Origin of the sequence: Streptomyces justiciae (assembly GCF_015163075.1) — a bacterium.
Lineage (GTDB): Bacteria > Actinomycetota > Actinomycetes > Streptomycetales > Streptomycetaceae > Streptomyces > Streptomyces justiciae.
Map to the genome: position 1 here is coordinate 432,918 of NZ_JADDXU010000008.1, position 16,598 is coordinate 449,515.

Genomic DNA, 16,598 nt, shown 5'->3' on the forward strand with positions numbered 1-16,598 from the left:
CGCAGGGGCGTTTCTCAGTCCTCGCCGTAGCGCGGGTCGACCGTCTCCGGCGTCAGCCCGAGGAGCTCGGCGACCTGCTCGACGACGACCTCGTGCACCAGGGCCGCGCGCTCGTCGCGGCCCTTGGTGCGGATCTCCACCGGGCGGCGGTAGATCACCACGCGCGCGGGGCGGCCCTCCCGCGCGGCGATCGTGCCGCCCAGGGGGACCGCCTCGTCGTTGAAGCTCCGGCCGTCGAGGTGCGGCACCTCGAGGACCAGGAAATCGATGTCGGCGAGCTGCGGCCAGCGCCGCTCCAGCCGCTCCACGGAGTCCTGCACCAGATCCGCGAACGCCTCGGCACGGCTCGCCGCGAGCGGGACCTGGGGCGGCGCGATCGGGCCGCGCATGCCCCGGCCGTGTCGATCACGTCGGCGGGGCCCGGGGCCGGCGGCACGGGGCGGTACGGGGTTGTCCATCACTGGTGAAGCGTAGTCCCCGGCGAGGCCTGGTGCCCGGGGCCCACGCGGGGCCCGGGGGCTCTTCGGCCACCTCGCACGGCATGTCGCCGGATGACCATTCCAGCCAAGGTTGGGCTCGATTCCGTATCTCTCCGAGACCGGTGATCTCATGGCAATTGACCTTGTTTGTACGGAGTGATGACCGGAACCGATGCCGTTCGAGATCTCGGTAGGAGGTGTCCGTGCAGGTCAGCAAGGTGTGCCCAAAGGGGCGTGTGGGGCGTTTCACGCCACGACACGGTGGAGTGACCTGATGGAGAGTCGTCGCGGCCCGCTCAAGAGTGCGGTACCGTCCAACGTCGTGAGCCCTGTACGTCGCTGTTCGCGCACCGCTTGCGGCCGCCCCGCCGTCGCGACGCTGACGTACGTCTACGCCGACTCGACCGCGGTCCTCGGCCCGCTCGCCACCTACGCCGAACCCCACTGCTACGACCTGTGCGCCGAGCACTCCGAGCGCCTCACCGCCCCGCGCGGTTGGGAGGTCGTCCGGCTGCTCGACGGTTCGGCCCCCGCCCGCCCCAGCGGCGACGACCTGGAAGCGCTTGCCAACGCGGTCCGCGAGGCGGCCCGCCCGCAGGAGCGCGCCGCCCAGGCCGGCGGGGGACGCGCGGCGGACCCGATGGAGGTCGCGCGGCGCGGGCATCTGCGGGTGCTGCGCTCGCCCGACAACTGACCTTCCGGTCGGCAACCACCCCTTTTCCGTGTGCATTTGGTGCACGTTCCGCTCAGTGACGCACGACCATTGACGACTGCTTGGCGCGGACACGACCATTCCGGAAGCCGAAACGAGAAATCGCTTTCCGCATACCGGAATTGAGCGAACCCGGAGGCGGAACCGGATCGGGGAGGCGCCCGTGTACGTCCAGGAACTGGAACCCGTCGCCGACTCACTGGGCCTGTCCGCCCTCGTCGCCGCCCTGCCTCTGGTGATCGTCCTCGTCCTGCTCGGCGGCGTCCGCCTCAAAGCCCATCTCGCGGGCCTCACAGGGCTTCTGACGGCCGTTCTGGTCGCCTGGGTCGCGTACGGCATGCCGCTGGGCCAGACGCTCTCCAGCGGCGCCCAGGGGGCCGTCTTCGGCCTCTTCCCCATCCTGTGGATCGTCGTCAACGCCCTGTGGGTGTACCGGATGACGGTCCGCACCCGGCACTTCGACATCCTGCGCCGCTCCTTCGGACGGCTCTCCGACGACCCGCGCATCCAGGCCCTCGTCGTCGCCTTCTGCTTCGGCGCCCTCCTGGAGGCCCTCGCCGGCTTCGGGGCGCCCGTCGCGATCTGCTCGGTGATGCTCGTCGCCCTCGGCTTCGACCCGGTGAAGGCGGCGGTCGTCGCCCTGGTCGCCAACACCGCCCCCGTCGCCTTCGGCGCGATGGGCACTCCGGTGGTGACGCTCGCTCAGGTGACGGGCCTTCCGCTGGACACCGTGGCCTCCGTGGTGGGGCGTCAGACGCCGCTGCTGGCCCTGGTGGTGCCGCTCGTGCTGGTGCATCTCGTGGACGGGCGGCGGGGGTTGCGCGAGACCTGGGTGCCCGCCCTGGTGTGCGGAGTCGCCTTCGCCGTCGCCCAGTTCGCCGCCTCCAACTACGTCTCCGCACAACTGGCCGACATCGGCGCCGCCTTGGCGGGCGCGGCCGCCCTGGTCGCCGTACCGCACGCGCCCGTACCCGCGGAGGAGTCGGTGCGCGCGTCCGTGCTGACGGGCGTCAGGAGCGAGGAGCTCGACGAGGACGACCCGCGCGGTGAGGTCGTACGCGCCTACGCCCCCTATGCGTTGATCGTCGCCATCTTCTCGATCGCGCAGATCCCCGCGGTCAAGGACTGGCTGGCGAAGGCGACCCAGACCTACGACTGGCCGTTCCTGAACGTCGTGACCCCCGACGGCGAGCCGGTCGGCGGCAACGTCTACACCTGGCCGATCGTCTCCACCGGCGGCACGCTCGTACTGCTCGCCGGGCTGTGCACGGCGGTCGTCCTCGGCGTCCACGCGCGCGTGGCCGTCAAGGAATGGCTCGCCACCGTGCACGAGTTGAGGTTCGCGATCCTCACCGTGACGAGCGTGCTCGCGCTCGCCTACGTCATGAACCTCTCCGGACAGGCCGCCACCATCGGCCACTTCGTGGCGGCGGCGGGCGCCGGACTCGCCTTCCTCTCCCCGGTCCTCGGCTGGTTCGGCGTGGCCGTCTCCGGCTCCGACACCTCCGCCAACGCGCTCTTCGGGGCGCTCCAGGTGACCGCCGCGCGCGAGTCGGGGCTGTCCCCGGAACTGCTGGCCGCCGCGAACAGCTCCGGCGGCGTCCTCGGCAAGATGATCTCCCCGCAGAACCTCACCATCGCCTGCGCCGCCGTCGGCCTCGCCGGCCGCGAGGGGGACCTGCTGCGCAAGGTGCTGCCCTGGAGCCTCGGGCTGCTGCTGGTGATGTGCCTCATCGTGGTCGGGCAGAGCTCCCCGGTGCTGGACTGGATGCTGCCCTGACCTGAGGTTACGTTCTTGGGTCCACTCAGCGGACGCACAGCGGGCTGTCGGTGGCTGCGGGTAGTTTGGGGCGACCGACAGGACTTTTGGAGGGGTTAGGCAGTGGCTGCTGATCTGTCACAGCTCGTGAAGGCTTACGACGTGCGCGGGGTCGTTCCCGACCAGTGGGACGAGACGCTCGCCGAGCTCTTCGGAGCGGCCTTCGTGCAGGTGGTCGACGCGAGCGCGATCGTGATCGGCCACGACATGCGGCCCTCGTCCCCCGGCCTGTCGCGGGCCTTCGCGCGCGGAGCCGCCGCCCAGGGCGTCGACGTGACCGAGATCGGCCTGTGCTCCACCGACCAGCTGTACTACGCCTCCGGCGCGCTGAACCTGCCGGGCGCGATGTTCACGGCCTCCCACAACCCCGCGCAGTACAACGGCATCAAGCTGTGCCGCGCGGGCGCCGCCCCGGTCGGGCAGGACACGGGGCTCACCCAGATCCGCGAGCTGGTGGAGAGCTGGACCGACACCGGCGCCCCGGCCCCGGCGGCGACGCAGGGCACGATCACGCGGCGCGACACGTTGGACGACTATGCGGCCCACCTGCGGGGCCTGGTCGACCTGACCTCGATCCGCCCCCTGAAGGTCGTGGTCGACGCGGGCAACGGCATGGGCGGGCACACGGTTCCGACGGTCTTCGCGGGCCTCCCGCTCGACCTCGTCCCGATGTACTTCGAGCTGGACGGCACGTTCCCGAACCACGAGGCCAACCCCCTCGACCCGGCGAACCTCGTGGACCTGCAGAAGCGCGTCCGCGAGGAGTCCGCCGACCTCGGCATCGCCTTCGACGGCGACGCCGACCGCTGCTTCGTCGTCGACGAGCACGGCGACCCGGTCTCCCCGTCGGCCATCACCGCCCTGGTGGCCGCGCGCGAGCTGGCCAGGAACGGCGGCGCGGGCGTGATCATCCACAACCTGATCACGTCCTGGTCCGTTCCGGAGGTCGTCAAGGAGAACGGCGGCACCCCGGTCCGCACGCGCGTGGGCCACTCTTTCATCAAGGCCGAGATGGCGAAGTCCGGCGCGATCTTCGGCGGCGAGCACTCCGCGCACTACTACTTCAAGGACTTCTGGAACGCCGACACCGGCATGCTGGCCGCCCTCCACGTCCTCGCCGCCCTCGGCGGCCAGGAAGGCCCGCTGTCCGCCCTGGTGGCCTCCTACGACCGCTACACCGGCTCCGGTGAGATCAACTCCACGGTCGCCGACCAGACGGACCGCCTCGCCGCGATCCGCTCCGCGTACGAGGGCCAGGAGGGCGTCACGCTCGACAACCTGGACGGCCTCACGATCACGACCGCCGACTGGTGGTTCAACGTCCGCCCCTCCAACACGGAGCCCCTGCTCCGCCTGAACGCGGAGGCGAGGGACGAGGCGACGATGACGAAGGTACGGGACGAGGTGCTGGCGATCATCAGGGCGTGAGGGTGAGGGGTGCCGTCGACATGGCGCGCGCCCTGGCTGCGAGCAGTCGCGCAGCCAGGGCGGCGCCCACCCAGCAGCGGCAGCCGTCCGTCCGCCCCCCGACCCCGGCCCAGCACTGACCCCGGTTATCCACAACCCCGGCACCCACCCCCCACCGGCGGTACGCTGACCAGGCACATCCGCGCAAGCAGCCGTACCGCCCCCGAAGGGAACCCCTCATGCCGCTCGAAGCCGGCCTCCTGGAGATCCTCGCCTGCCCGGCCTGCCACGCCCCTCTCAAGGAGCAGGACACCGAGCTGATCTGCACCGGCCAGGACTGCGGCCTGGCGTACCCCGTCCGCGACGGCATCCCCGTCCTCCTCGTCGACGAGGCCCGCCGCCCCGCGTGACCGCGCCCGACGGGGCCACGCGCGCGTAACCGACGAACCCGGCGATCGGAGGAGTCTGCCGCCCATGCTCGACGAATCGCTGCTCGACACCCCCGAGGCGCTCTCGGAGGCCGACCGCCGCGGCCTGCTGCGCGGCGCCGCCGAGGCAGGCGCCCGCGTCCGCACCGCGACCCGGCACGCCGCCGAGGCCGGTGTCAACGACCTCAAGCCCGACGGCCGCCCCCGCGCGGTCCTCATCGCGGGCCCAGGCGCCGCCGCCATCTGCGTCGCCGACCTCCTCGGCACGCTCGCCGGCCCCGGCAGCCCCGTCATCCGCCTCGCCCCCACCGGCGTCGCCCCCGCCGCGGGCGCCCTGCGCTGGGAGCTCCCGGGCTGGACCGGCTCGGTCGACCTTCTCCTGATCGCCACCCCGGACGGCACCGAACCGGGCCTGTCCCTCCTCGCCGACCAGGCCTACCGCCGCGGCTGCACGGTCGTCGCGGTGGCCCCCGCCGGCACCCCGCTCACCGAGGCGGTCGAGGGCGCCCACGGCCTCTTCGTACCGCTCGCGACAGCCCCGTACGAGCAGGACGAACAGCAGCTCACCGCGTCCGCCCCGGGCGTCCTGTGGGCACTGTTCACGCCGCTGCTCGCGATCCTCGACCGCACCGGCCTGCTCGCCGCCCCGCCGGACGCCCTGGAGAAGGTCGCCGACCGCCTCGACCACATCGCCGAACGCTGCGGGCCCGCGATCGCGACGTACAGCAACCCGGCGAAGACCCTGGCCGCCGAGCTCGCCGACGCGCTCCCGGTGATCTGGACGGAGGGCGTCTCGGCCGGACCGGCGGGCCGCCGTTTCGCCGCCGCGCTCGCCGAGCTCTCCGGCCGCCCCGCCCTGGTCGCCGAACTGCCCGAGGCGCTCGCCGCCCACAGCGCCCTGCTCGCCGGACCGCTGGCCGCCAGCGCCGACCCCGACGACTTCTTCCGCGACCGCGTGGAGGAGCCTCCCGCGCTCCACGCGCGCGTGGTGCTGCTCCGCGACCGCCCCATCGGCGGCCTCAGCGCCGCGCCCGCCGCCCGGGACCTGGCGCTGAGCCACGACACCCCGATCAGCGAGCTGGAACCGGAGGAAGGCGCCGAACTGGAGACCCTCGCGGAACTGATCGCCATCACGGATTTCGCCGCGGTTTACCTGGCGCTCGCCTCCGGAGCCTGATCATGCCCGGGACGCCCTGACCGTCGTACGGCTCGACCCACGGACCGAACCACGATCGACGCACGGGACGCCCTGACCGTCGTACAGAAAGAACCCGATGGACCGCCTCGACAACACCATCCGCCCCTACGCCTGGGGTTCCACCACCGCCATCCCCGAGCTCCTGGGCGTCGCACCGAGCGGCGAGCCGCAGGCGGAGATGTGGATGGGCGCCCACCCCGGCGCGCCCTCGCGCACCGCGCGCGGCACCCTCGTCGAGGTCATCGAGGCCGATCCGGAACGGGAGTTGGGCGCGGCGGCCGTCGCGAAGTTCGGCCCGCGCCTGCCCTTCCTGCTCAAGATCCTCGCCGCGGGGGCCCCGCTCTCGCTCCAGGTGCACCCCGACCTCGCGCAGGCGAAGGAGGGTTACGAGGACGAGGAGCGCCGCGGCATCCCCGTCGACGCCGGGCACCGCAACTACAAGGACGCCAACCACAAGCCCGAACTCATCTGCGCGCTCACCGAGTTCGACGGCCTGTGCGGCTTCCGCGACCCGAACCAGGCCGCCGAACTGCTGGCCGGCCTCGGCGTCGACTCCCTCAAGCCGTACGTCGACCTGCTGCACGCCCACCCCGAGGACGCCGCCCTGCGCGAGGTCCTCACGGCCGTGCTCAGCGCCGACCCCGAGGAGATGGCCCGTACGGTCACGGAGGCGGCCGCCGCCTGCGCGCGCCTCGGCGGCGAGTACGCCCCGTACGCGGACATCGCCCACCACTACCCGGGCGACCCGGGCGTCATCGCGGCCATGCTGCTGAACTACGTCCGACTCCAGCCCGGCGAGGCCCTGTTCCTCGGCGCAGGCATCCCTCACGCCTACCTCAGCGGCCTCGGCGTCGAGATCATGGCCAACTCCGACAACGTCCTGCGCTGCGGCTTGACCCCCAAGCACGTCGACGTCCCCGAACTCCTGCGCATCGTCCGCTTCGAGGCCGCCGACCCCGGCGTGCTGCGCCCGGAGGCGTCCCCGGACGGCGAAGAGGTCTACGAGACCCCCATCGACGAGTTCCGGCTGTCGCGCTACGTCCTCCCCGAGGGCGGCGCCGCCCATGACCTGACGCGCCCGACCCCGCAGATCCTGCTCTGCACGGCAGGCTCGATCCGGGCGGGGGAGCACGAGCTGAGCCCAGGTCAGTCGGTGTTCGTCCCGGCGGGCGAGAAGGCCGAGGTGTCGGGGACGGGCACAGTCTTCCGGGCAACTGTGATCGTATGACCGGGCCTGTGGACACCTGACGAGGCGACCCCCGGCGAGGCTGCAACAATGGCCCACCGGCAAAGCACGGGCAAAGGCGGAAAGGGCCGCGCCCGGCACGGCGTACGAAGGGACAACGCGAACACATGAGCGCGTCAGGCGGCACCAAGGCGATCGTGGCGGCACTCGGCGCCAACCTCGCGATCGCGGCATCGAAGTTCGTGGCGTTCGCGTTCAGCGGTTCCTCGTCGATGCTCGCCGAGGGCGTCCACTCGCTCGCCGACTCCGGCAACCAGTTCCTGCTCCTCCTCGGCGGCAAGAAGGCCCAGCGCGAGGCCACCCCGCAGCACCCGTTCGGCTACGGCCGCGAGCGCTACATCTACGCCTTCCTCGTGTCCATCGTCCTGTTCTCGGTCGGCGGCATGTTCGCCATCTACGAGGGCTACGAGAAGATCAAGCACCCGCACGAGGTCGAGCACTGGTACTGGCCGGTCTGCGTCCTCGTCTTCGCGATCATCGCCGAGGGCTTCTCGTTCCGGACCGCCATCAAGGAGTCCAACGAACTGCGGGGCTCCCAGACCTGGTCCCAGTTCGTCCGCCGCGCCAAGGCACCCGAGCTGCCCGTCGTCCTCCTGGAGGACTTCGGCGCCCTGATCGGTCTGGTCCTCGCTCTCGGCGGCGTCGGCCTGGCCCTGATCACCGGAGACGGTGTCTGGGACGGCATCGGCACCCTCTGCATCGGCATCCTGCTCATCCTGATCGCCCTCGTCCTCGCCGCCGAGACCAAGTCCCTGCTGCTCGGCGAGGCCGCGGGCACGGATGAGGTCAAGAAGATCGAGACGGCGATCGTCGACGGCGACACCGTCACCGGCATCATTCACATGCGCACGCTCCACCTCGGCCCGGAGGAGCTCCTGGTCGCCGCCAAGATCGCCGTCCAGCACGACGACACGGCCACCGAGGTCGCGAGCGCCATCAACGCCGCCGAGGCCCGCATCCGCGAGGCCGTCCCGATCGCCCGCGTCATCTACCTCGAGCCGGACATCTACAGCGAGGCCGAGGCCGCCAAGGGCCCCGACCGCGAGGCCACGCCCGGGGGACCGGCCCAGCAGCCCACCGCCGGACACTGACACCGGCTCGAACAGCAGGGGCCCACCGGAATTCCGGCGGGCGCCGGACACTGACACCGGCTCGAACAGCAGGGGCCCACCGGAATTCCGGCGGGCCCCTGTCTCACACCTGGACTGCCCAAGGAGGCGGGGGCGGTACCAGGGCGCGCGCCCTTCGCCGTACGACGAAAGCGGCGATCCCCAGCCCGACGCCGACCAGCGACAGCACCAGGCCGGCCATCATTGCCACCCCCAGCAGCACCGGCACGGAGTGGTCGTCGATCACCCGCCCCCGGATCGCGGACACCGGCAGCGTCCCGCCCCGGTCGTCGAGAAACGCCCGCGAGTCACGCGAGTTCGCACGATGGTCGCCGAGCAGGAACAACCGACCCTCGGGGACCCGGACGTCGTAGGAGGGCGGGTACCCGCCGTGGACGTCCCCGTCCTTCACATACGGCTCGCGCAGTGGTTCCCCGTTCACGGTGATCCGCGCGCCCGTTCCTTCCCCGGCGCAGCACACCACGTGGTCGCCGCCCACACCGACGACCCGCTCCATCACCAACCAGTCGCCGCCGTACCGGTCCGGCGCCGAGAACACCACGACGTCGCCGCGTCGCAACTCGCTCGCGTCGACCCGCTCATAGACCAGCCGATCGCCCGGTCCGTACGTCGGCGTCATGCTCTCGCTCGACACGACCGAGCCCCCGAAGGCATGCCGCGCGTAACCGAGGCCGCCCAGCCCCAACAGCAACCCCACCAGCCCCACCACGACGGCTGCGATCCCCAGTCCCCGCCCCTTGCCGGACATTGCCTTCCTCTCCGCGCGGCCCCTCCGCGGGCGCAGAGCGTAGCGGGCGCCTGTGACGCGGCTGTGCGGGGGTGACCAGGAAGGGGAGAGGCTGGGCGCTCCTCGGATGCGGGGTGCTCCTCGGGCCCCGCTGCGCGACGGCTATCCGACCTCGCGCAACACCCCGACCACCGCCGACTCGTCCACCGCGGCCATGAGCCGCTCCCGGAACCCGGTGTCCATCAGCTTCCGCGACAGCAGCGCCAGAACCCGCAGATGCTCGTCGCCCGCGGCCGCCTCCGGCACCGCGATCATGAACACCAGCTTCGCCCTCGTACCGTCAAAGGACCCCCACTCGATGCCCTCCGGGGACCGCGCGAACCCGACGACGGGCGCGGTCACCGCGTCCGTCTTGGCATGCGGGATCGCGATCTCCTCACCGAGCCCGGTCGTGCCCTGGTCCTCCCGCCGCAACGCGGTCGCCACGAGCTCGTCCACGTCCGCGACCTTGCCGCTCCGCGCGAGCAGCCCGGCCATCTCACGGATGGCGGCTTCCTTGTCGCTCGTGCCGAGCCCGACACTCACGGTCTGCTCGGTGAGATACCCGGAGAGCACCTCGGCATCGACGGAAGCAGCGGGCTCGCCCGAAGCAGCGGGCTTGCCCGAAGCAGCGGGCTTGCCCGAAGCAGCGGGCTTGCCCGAAGCAGCGGGCTTGCCCGAAGCAGCGGGCTTGCCCGAAGCATCAGGCTTGGCTGAGGCAGCGGGCTTGGCTGAGGCAGCGGGCTTGGCCAAAGCAGCAGGCTCGGCCGAAGCAGCGGGCTGGGCCAGCGCGGCGGACGAGGTGGTCGACGCGGGCACTGTGGCCACGCTCCTCTGCGCCACGACGCCGCCGGCGCCCGGAGCCACCGCCGTACCCGCACTCGCCCCCGCCCCGACCAGCACCGGCTCGGGCCCGGCCGCGGGCGTCCCGACGCCCGCCTCCCCGCGCCGCTTACGCTCGCTGACGTCCACGAGGGCGACCGTCGTCAGCGCGGTGACGACCGTGCCGATCACCACGGCCACGAAGAACATCGGCACCCCGCTCACCGCGCCCAGCACCGCCACGATCGGCCCGCCGTGCGGCACCGCGTCCTCAACTCCGGCGACGCCGGCGATCGCACCGGCCACCGCGCCGCCGAGCATGTTGGCCGGGATGACCTGCGCGGGCCGCGCCGCCGCGAACGGGATCGCGCCCTCGGAGATGCCGAAGCAGCCCATGAAGAGCGAGGCGAGCCCGGTCTCCCGCTCCTGCTCGGTGTAGAGCCGCTTGCGGATCAGCGTCGCGAGCCCCTGCCCCAGCGGCATCACCGGGATCGCGGCGGCACACATGCCCATGACCGTCTGGTTGCCGGTCGCGATGAGGCCCGCGCCGAAGAGGAACGCCGTCTTGTTGACCGGCCCACCCATGTCGAACGCGATCATCAGCCCGAGGATCGCGCCGAGCAGGATCGCGCTGGTGCCGGTCATGCCGCTGAGCCAGTCGGTCAGGTGCTCGAACACCCAGGAGATCGGTTTCCCGAGGACGTAGATGAAGAACAGCCCGAGCGCCGTGGTCGCCACGATCGGGATCACGATGATCGGCATGATCGGCTGCACGAACTTCGGGACCTTGACCTTCTTGATCCACAGCACCAGATACCCGGCGAGGAAGCCGGTGACGATGGCCCCGATGAACCCGGCGCCCGCCTTGGAGTCGTAGAGCTCACCGGTGTTGGCTATCCAGCCGCCGATCATGCCGGGGACGAGGGCGGGGCGGTCGCCGATGGCGTACGCGATGTATCCGGACAGGATCGGCACCATCAGCGTGAAGCCGATGACGCCGATGTTGTTCACGTCCATCCAGAAGGAGTCCTTCGGGATGACCAGACCGCCGGAGGGGTCCGTGTGGCCGCCGAGCGAGAGCGAGATCGCGATCAGCAACCCGCCGACCACCACGAACGGGATCATGTAACTGACGCCGTTCATCAGCGCCTTGTACCCGACGCTGCGTTCCTTGCCGCCGGACGACGATGCCACCGCCGCCGCTCCGCCGGACTCGTGAACCGGCGCCGACCGCACCCGCTCGATCAGCTGCTCGGGGTGGTGGATGCCCTCCGCCACCCCGACCTTGAGGACCCGCTTGCCGACGAAACGGCTCAGGTCCACGTCCTTGTCCGCGGCGACGATGATGCCGTCCGCAGTGCTGACATCGTTGTCATCGAGGACGTTTTCGGCCCCGATCGATCCCTGGGTCTCCACCTTCATGTCGATGCTGCGGCTCTCGGCGGCCTGCTGGAGCTTCTCCGCCGCCATGTACGTATGTGCGATGCCGGTCGGACACGCGGTCACCGCGAGCAGCCTCACCCTCCGCTGCTCGCCGCTGCCGCTGCCCGTGGGGGGAGGGCCGGCTGGACTGGTCACGTCGATCTCCTAACGCCTTTGTCACGCGGAACGCCGTCCCGGACGCCCCGCGGGATCGATCAGCTGGTCCCGATCACTTCGCATCCTTCACCACGCACCGGCGGGCCCGAAGAAGCAAAAGTCCCTGTTCGCCCCTGTCTGTCGGCCCTTGTTCCGGCGATCGTGGGTGTCCTGTTATCGCTGTCCCGTCCACCGCTTCCCATGCCTGCGCATTCCTTGAACGACGCCATGGGTTCGGAGGCGGACTGGGGGCGGCCGGTCCTACCGGTGTAGCTTGGGACGGAGCCAGACGTCGCTGCTGATGGCGGTCGGGCGGTCCCACCGCGGACCGGCCGAGGGAGAGAGGGCCTCCGACGGACTGCGCTGCGCGCACGCGGGCATGCCTGTGTCCTCTTTCGGGCACCCCTGTGTCCGCCGCCGCGCAGACCAGCCCTACCCACCTCGCCCCAACCCCGAGGAGCAGCTCGCAATGACGACTGTCGACAACCGACAGGACTTCAAGGTCGCCGACCTCTCCCTGGCCGAGTTCGGCCGCAAGGAGATCACCCTCGCCGAGCACGAGATGCCCGGCCTGATGGCGATCCGCAAGGAGTACGCCGAGGCGCAGCCGCTGGCCGGCGCCCGCGTCACCGGCTCCCTGCACATGACCGTGCAGACCGCCGTCCTCATCGAGACCCTGGTCGCCCTGGGCGCGCAGGTCCGCTGGGCCTCCTGCAACATCTTCTCCACCCAGGACCATGCGGCCGCCGCCATCGCCGTCGGCCCGAACGGCACGGTCGACAACCCGCAGGGTGTCCCCGTCTTTGCCTGGAAGGGCGAGACGCTGGAGGAGTACTGGTGGTGCACGGAGCAGGCGCTGACCTGGCCGAACACCCCCACCGGCGGCCCGAACATGATCCTGGACGACGGCGGTGACGCCACCCTCCTCGTCCACAAGGGCGTCGAGTACGAGAAGGACGGCAAGGTCCCCTCGGTCGACACCGCCGAGAACGAGGAGCACCGCGTCATCCTCGAGCTCCTCAACCGCACCATCACCGAGGGCTCGCAGAAGTGGACCCAGCTCGCCTCGGAGATCCGTGGCGTGACCGAGGAGACCACGACGGGTGTGCATCGTCTGTACGAGATGCAGCGTGACGGTCAGCTGCTGTTCCCGGCGATCAATGTGAACGACGCGGTGACGAAGTCGAAGTTCGACAACAAGTACGGCTGCCGTCACTCGCTGATCGACGGCATCAACCGCGCGACCGATGTCCTGATCGGCGGCAAGACCGCGGTCGTGTGCGGCTACGGTGATGTCGGCAAGGGCTGCGCGGAGTCGCTGCGCGGTCAGGGTGCCCGGGTGATCGTCACGGAGATCGACCCGATCTGCGCGTTGCAGGCGGCGATGGACGGCTACCAGGTCACGACCCTCGACGAGGTCATCGACAAGGCCGACATCTTCATCACCACGACCGGCAACAAGGACATCATCATGGCCAGCGACATGGCCAAGATGAAGCACCAGGCCATCGTGGGGAACATCGGTCACTTCGACAACGAGATCGACATGGCGGGTCTGGCGAAGATCCCGGGCATCGTGAAGGACGAGGTCAAGCCGCAGGTCCACACGTGGAAGTTCCCGGACGGCAAGGTCATCATCGTGCTGTCCGAGGGGCGTCTGCTGAACCTGGGCAACGCCACGGGTCACCCGTCGTTCGTGATGTCGAATTCGTTCGCGGACCAGACGCTGGCGCAGATCGAGCTGTTCACGAAGCAGTCCGAGTACCCGATCGGTGTGTACACGCTGCCCAAGCACCTGGACGAGAAGGTGGCCCGGCTCCACCTGGACGCGCTCGGTGTGAAGCTGACGACGCTCCGCCCGGAGCAGGCCTCCTACATCGGCGTCGAGGTCGACGGCCCGTACAAGCCCGACCACTACCGCTACTGAGTCACCTCACCTCAGCAGCAGAACCTCCGAGGCAGGCCCCCGCACCCCCGTGCCGGGGGCCTGCCCCTTTGGCCGCCGTGGCCGGACAGCCCGCGCCGCCACGCCCGGACCAGCCCGTCACACCCCAGGACCCCCATGCCCCGCGGCCGTTATTCGCTCCACGATCCGCACGATCACACCCCCCTCGCAGAAGAGCACTTCCACTGCGCCCCCGGCCCGTCCGGCTGGCGCTACGTCTCCCAACTGACCACCCCCGCAGGCGATCACGCGGGCTCCGTCGACCTCACCCTCGACGAACTCGGCCGCCCCATCCGGCTGGAACTCCACGCGGCCGCCTGGCAGGTACGCGGAGCCGCCCTCGACGGCGTCACCTGGGTCCGCACCGACCCCACAGGGACGCACGCCACGGAAGGCAATGTCCGCGCCCACGCCTTCACCGGCACTTCCCCCGCGTTCCTCGTCGCCACCGCCCGTCTCCTGCGCCTCACCCCTTCCGCCTCGGCCACCCGCGTACGGCTCGTCGCCTTTACGGATCCGGTCCTAGCCCCGCGCACCGTGGACCAGTCCTGGGCGCTGAGGAAAAGCGAAGCACACGCCACTGACAACGGCCCCCTGACCGTGGACGAATACCAGGTCACAGCCCTGGACACCGGCGAGCAGCACACCGTGCACATCGCCGGCGACGTGGTCCTGTCGGCCCCCGGCATCGAACTCGAAGACCTGGAATCTCCGCCGTCCGTGTTCCCCTGAGACCGAGCCCGGCCGGGGCGGCGCGAAAGAGGTCAGGCGGGGGGAGCGAACCCGGTACGAGGAGCCTCGGGCGACTGCACCCCACGGGGATCGGACTCACGTACGACGGCAGCTTGGGGAGCCGTGACCGCAACAGGCGACGGCACCTGGGCAGGCGCAGGGGCCTGGGCCGGCGAAGGCCCATACGCCCCAGGCGCACCGACCACAGGAGCAGCCACCCCGCCCGCCGCCGCCGGACCGTTCGCGAAGGCCCGCCGAGCCTCCCGGGCCTGCCGCTCCTGCACCACGGCTGCCAGATACGCCGCCGACGGAACCCCGTACGGCGCCGGACTGCCCGTGCGCGCGGCGAGATCGGCGGCCAGCCGCTCGGCCATGGCCGAGCCCACCTGCGGATCGAGCTGCTGCATCCGCGCCAGGTACTGACGAATGGCAAGCCACAGCCCGTCGGGAACCGCCGACAGATCAAGCCCGGAGAACCGCCCGGCCAGCCAGGGCGGCGGGGGAGGCAGAAAACCCGAGGGCGAGACAGGAACCCGTTCCCTTACGACGAGGGTCCCCGCGAACACGTCCCCGAGCCGCCGCCCCCGCGCAGACACAAGGGAGGCGACACAGGCGACGACCCCGAACGTCAGCAGGATCTCGATCACCCCGATCCCACCCCGCACGAGGGCATGCCGGAACCGGATCGGCCCGCCGTCGTCCCGCACCACCCGCAGCCCGCACGCCATCTTCCCGAGCGACCGACCGTGACTGAGCGTCTCGACCGCGACAGGCCCGCCCACCATTACGAGCACGAAGGCGGCGAGCGACACCGCGAACTGTGCCGCCTCGTCCAGCGAGGCCGTCGAAGCCACCAGAGCGACGGTCACGAGGATGTAGGCGACAGCGGCCACCAACAGATCGAGCAGCACAGCCAGCGCCCTGCTCGGCAGCCTCGCGGGACGCAGCTCCAGCGCCACCGCCTCACCCGTCACCAGCTCACTCACGCCCGCCGTCCTTCCCCTGGCCCGCCCCGAGAACCGTCAGTCTGCCAAGCTGAGGGCGCATCGCGCGCCAGTACGACAAGCTGACACCACGACGAGCCGCCGACGACCAGCCGAGGAGCAGCCGAACCGATGGACCTCGACGTCTTCGTCTCCGCCCACAGGGCGGAGTGGGACCGCCTGGACGCCCTGCTCCGCCGTCAGCGCAGGCTCACCGGCGCCGAGGCCGACGAACTCGTCACTCTCTATCAACGTACGGCGACCCACCTCTCGCTGATCCAGTCCAGCGCCCCCGATCCCCAGCTGACGGGGCGACTCAGCCAACTCGTGGCACGCGCGCGTGGCGCGGTGACAGGAACCCGCCGCGCCTCCTGGCGCGACGTGACCCGTTTCCTGACGTACGGCTTTCCGGCGGCGGTCTACCGGGCCCGCCACTGGTGGGTGCCCACCGCACTCCTCTCCACAGCGGTGTCGATCCTGCTGGGCTGGTGGATAGGCACCCATCCCGAAGTGCAGTCCTCCATCGCGGCCCCCAGCGAGCTGCGCGAGCTCACCCGCCCCGGCGGTCAGTACGAGACCTACTACTCGAGTCACCCCGCAGCCTCCTTCGCCGCCCAGGTCTGGACGAACAACGCCTGGGCAGCCGCCCAGTGCCTGATCCTGGGTGTCTTCCTGGGGCTCCCGGTCCTCTGGATCCTCTTCCAGAACATGCTCAACCTCGGAGTCGGCTTCGGCCTGATGTCCTCGGCCGGCCGCCTCGACACCTTCCTGGGCCTCGTCCTGCCCCACGGCCTCCTCGAACTGACCGCGGTCTTCGTCGCCGCGGGCACAGGCCTGCGCCTCGGGTGGACGGTCATCGACCCCGGCCCCCGCACCAGGCGAGCCGCCCTCGCGGAGGAAGGACGCGCCGCGATCGGAATGGCGATCGGACTCGCCCTGATCCTCTTCGTCTCCGGCGCGATCGAAGGCTTCGTCACCCCCTCCGGCCTGCCCACATGGGCCCGCATCACCATCGGTATCGCTGCCGAAGTCGCCTTTCTCGCCTACGTCTACGTACTGGGCGGTCGTGCGGCCCGCACTGGCGAAACGGGCGACGTCGAGGCGGCGGAACGCAGCGCCGCCGTGCCCATGGCCGCCTGATGTGCGAGTGGGGCTGCTGAGCTGCTAGTCTCCTCTTCGCCCCACAGGAGCCGTTGACACGGAGCTTGCGGGGAGGTAGATTCGAACAGTTGCCTGGAACTGGATACAACTCCGGTCGGCGACAGTGAGTGTCTGTCTGCTTCTCGAAACGTCGTTTTCGAAGAGGCCCCTCCCGATGATTTCGGAAATGAGCAGCCGGTCAGACCGGCTCGA

At 70.8% G+C, this 16,598-nt stretch carries 14 protein-coding genes; 10 read left to right on the plus strand and 4 right to left on the minus strand.

Features of this window, described 5'->3' with window-relative positions:
* Positions 1–14: 14 nt before the first annotated feature.
* Complete coding sequence (locus IQ210_RS24295; protein WP_097264920.1) at positions 15–458, minus strand: metallopeptidase family protein; 444 nt, start codon at positions 456–458, stop codon at positions 15–17.
* A gap of 295 nt (positions 459–753) precedes the next feature.
* On the opposite strand from IQ210_RS24295, the gene IQ210_RS24300 reads away from it, so the two are divergent.
* The 7 genes from IQ210_RS24300 (at position 754) to IQ210_RS24330 (ending at position 8,380) form a co-directional block, all read left to right on the plus strand.
* Positions 754–1,173: a DUF3499 domain-containing protein gene (locus IQ210_RS24300; RefSeq protein WP_194081195.1), complete on the plus strand. Its 420-nt coding sequence runs from the start codon at positions 754–756 to the stop codon at positions 1,171–1,173.
* A 181-nt stretch (positions 1,174–1,354) separates the two neighbouring features.
* Positions 1,355–2,971, plus strand: a complete 1,617-nt coding sequence (locus IQ210_RS24305; RefSeq protein ID WP_194081196.1) for an L-lactate permease — start codon at positions 1,355–1,357, stop codon at positions 2,969–2,971.
* A gap of 102 nt (positions 2,972–3,073) precedes the next feature.
* Positions 3,074–4,438, plus strand: a complete 1,365-nt coding sequence (locus IQ210_RS24310) for a phosphomannomutase/phosphoglucomutase (RefSeq protein ID WP_194081197.1) — start codon at positions 3,074–3,076, stop codon at positions 4,436–4,438.
* Between the two features lie 218 nt (positions 4,439–4,656).
* Entirely contained in the window at positions 4,657–4,827 is a 171-nt protein-coding gene (locus IQ210_RS24315) for a Trm112 family protein (protein ID WP_007382472.1), read from the plus strand.
* Positions 4,828–4,891: 64 nt separating this feature from the next.
* Positions 4,892–6,022 carry an SIS domain-containing protein gene (locus IQ210_RS24320; protein WP_194081198.1) on the plus strand — a complete coding sequence of 377 codons (1,131 nt, stop codon included), beginning with the start codon at positions 4,892–4,894 and terminating at the stop codon, positions 6,020–6,022.
* 97 nt (positions 6,023–6,119) lie between these two features.
* On the plus strand, positions 6,120–7,271 hold the full coding sequence (gene manA / locus IQ210_RS24325) for a mannose-6-phosphate isomerase, class I (RefSeq protein WP_194081199.1): 1,152 nt from the start codon (positions 6,120–6,122) through the stop codon (positions 7,269–7,271).
* Between the two features lie 125 nt (positions 7,272–7,396).
* Positions 7,397–8,380: a cation diffusion facilitator family transporter gene (locus IQ210_RS24330; RefSeq protein WP_194081200.1), complete on the plus strand. Its 984-nt coding sequence runs from the start codon at positions 7,397–7,399 to the stop codon at positions 8,378–8,380.
* 103 nt (positions 8,381–8,483) lie between these two features.
* On the opposite strand, the gene lepB is transcribed toward IQ210_RS24330, so the two are convergent.
* Both lepB and IQ210_RS24340 read right to left on the minus strand, forming a co-directional pair.
* On the minus strand, positions 8,484–9,167 hold the full coding sequence (lepB, locus tag IQ210_RS24335; protein WP_194081201.1) for a signal peptidase I: 684 nt from the start codon (positions 9,165–9,167) through the stop codon (positions 8,484–8,486).
* Positions 9,168–9,308: 141 nt separating this feature from the next.
* Complete coding sequence (locus IQ210_RS24340) at positions 9,309–11,585, minus strand: fructose-specific PTS transporter subunit EIIC (RefSeq protein ID WP_194081202.1); 2,277 nt, start codon at positions 11,583–11,585, stop codon at positions 9,309–9,311.
* A 469-nt stretch (positions 11,586–12,054) separates the two neighbouring features.
* Here IQ210_RS24340 and ahcY point away from each other — a divergent pair, with 469 nt between their 5' ends.
* On the plus strand, positions 12,055–13,512 hold the full coding sequence (ahcY, locus tag IQ210_RS24345; protein ID WP_194081203.1) for an adenosylhomocysteinase: 1,458 nt from the start codon (positions 12,055–12,057) through the stop codon (positions 13,510–13,512).
* Positions 13,513–13,647: 135 nt separating this feature from the next.
* Positions 13,648–14,262, plus strand: a complete 615-nt coding sequence (locus IQ210_RS24350; protein ID WP_194081204.1) for a hypothetical protein — start codon at positions 13,648–13,650, stop codon at positions 14,260–14,262.
* A 32-nt stretch (positions 14,263–14,294) separates the two neighbouring features.
* On the opposite strand, the gene IQ210_RS24355 is transcribed toward IQ210_RS24350, so the two are convergent.
* Positions 14,295–15,248 (minus strand): RDD family protein, encoded by a 954-nt coding sequence (locus IQ210_RS24355; protein WP_194081205.1) that lies wholly within the window; start codon positions 15,246–15,248, stop codon positions 14,295–14,297.
* Positions 15,249–15,377: 129 nt separating this feature from the next.
* Between IQ210_RS24355 and IQ210_RS24360 the strand changes: the two genes are divergently transcribed.
* Positions 15,378–16,385 carry a stage II sporulation protein M gene (locus IQ210_RS24360; RefSeq protein WP_194081206.1) on the plus strand — a complete coding sequence of 336 codons (1,008 nt, stop codon included), beginning with the start codon at positions 15,378–15,380 and terminating at the stop codon, positions 16,383–16,385.
* Positions 16,386–16,598 lie beyond the last annotated feature (213 nt).

Excerpts from the sequence above, each read along its gene's own strand:
- IQ210_RS24295 (WP_097264920.1), bottom strand. The coding sequence starts at position 458 with ATGGACAACCCCGTACCGCCCCGTGCCGCCGGCCCCGGGCCCCGCCGA.
- lepB (WP_194081201.1), bottom strand. The coding sequence starts at position 9,167 with ATGTCCGGCAAGGGGCGGGGACTGGGGATCGCAGCCGTCGTGGTGGGG.
- IQ210_RS24300 (WP_194081195.1), top strand. The coding sequence starts at position 754 with ATGGAGAGTCGTCGCGGCCCGCTCAAGAGTGCGGTACCGTCCAACGTC.
- ahcY (WP_194081203.1), top strand. The coding sequence starts at position 12,055 with ATGACGACTGTCGACAACCGACAGGACTTCAAGGTCGCCGACCTCTCC.
- manA (WP_194081199.1), top strand. The coding sequence starts at position 6,120 with ATGGACCGCCTCGACAACACCATCCGCCCCTACGCCTGGGGTTCCACC.
- IQ210_RS24315 (WP_007382472.1), top strand. The coding sequence starts at position 4,657 with ATGCCGCTCGAAGCCGGCCTCCTGGAGATCCTCGCCTGCCCGGCCTGC.
- IQ210_RS24320 (WP_194081198.1), top strand. The coding sequence starts at position 4,892 with ATGCTCGACGAATCGCTGCTCGACACCCCCGAGGCGCTCTCGGAGGCC.
- IQ210_RS24350 (WP_194081204.1), top strand. The coding sequence starts at position 13,648 with ATGCCCCGCGGCCGTTATTCGCTCCACGATCCGCACGATCACACCCCC.
- IQ210_RS24330 (WP_194081200.1), top strand. The coding sequence starts at position 7,397 with ATGAGCGCGTCAGGCGGCACCAAGGCGATCGTGGCGGCACTCGGCGCC.
- IQ210_RS24360 (WP_194081206.1), top strand. The coding sequence starts at position 15,378 with ATGGACCTCGACGTCTTCGTCTCCGCCCACAGGGCGGAGTGGGACCGC.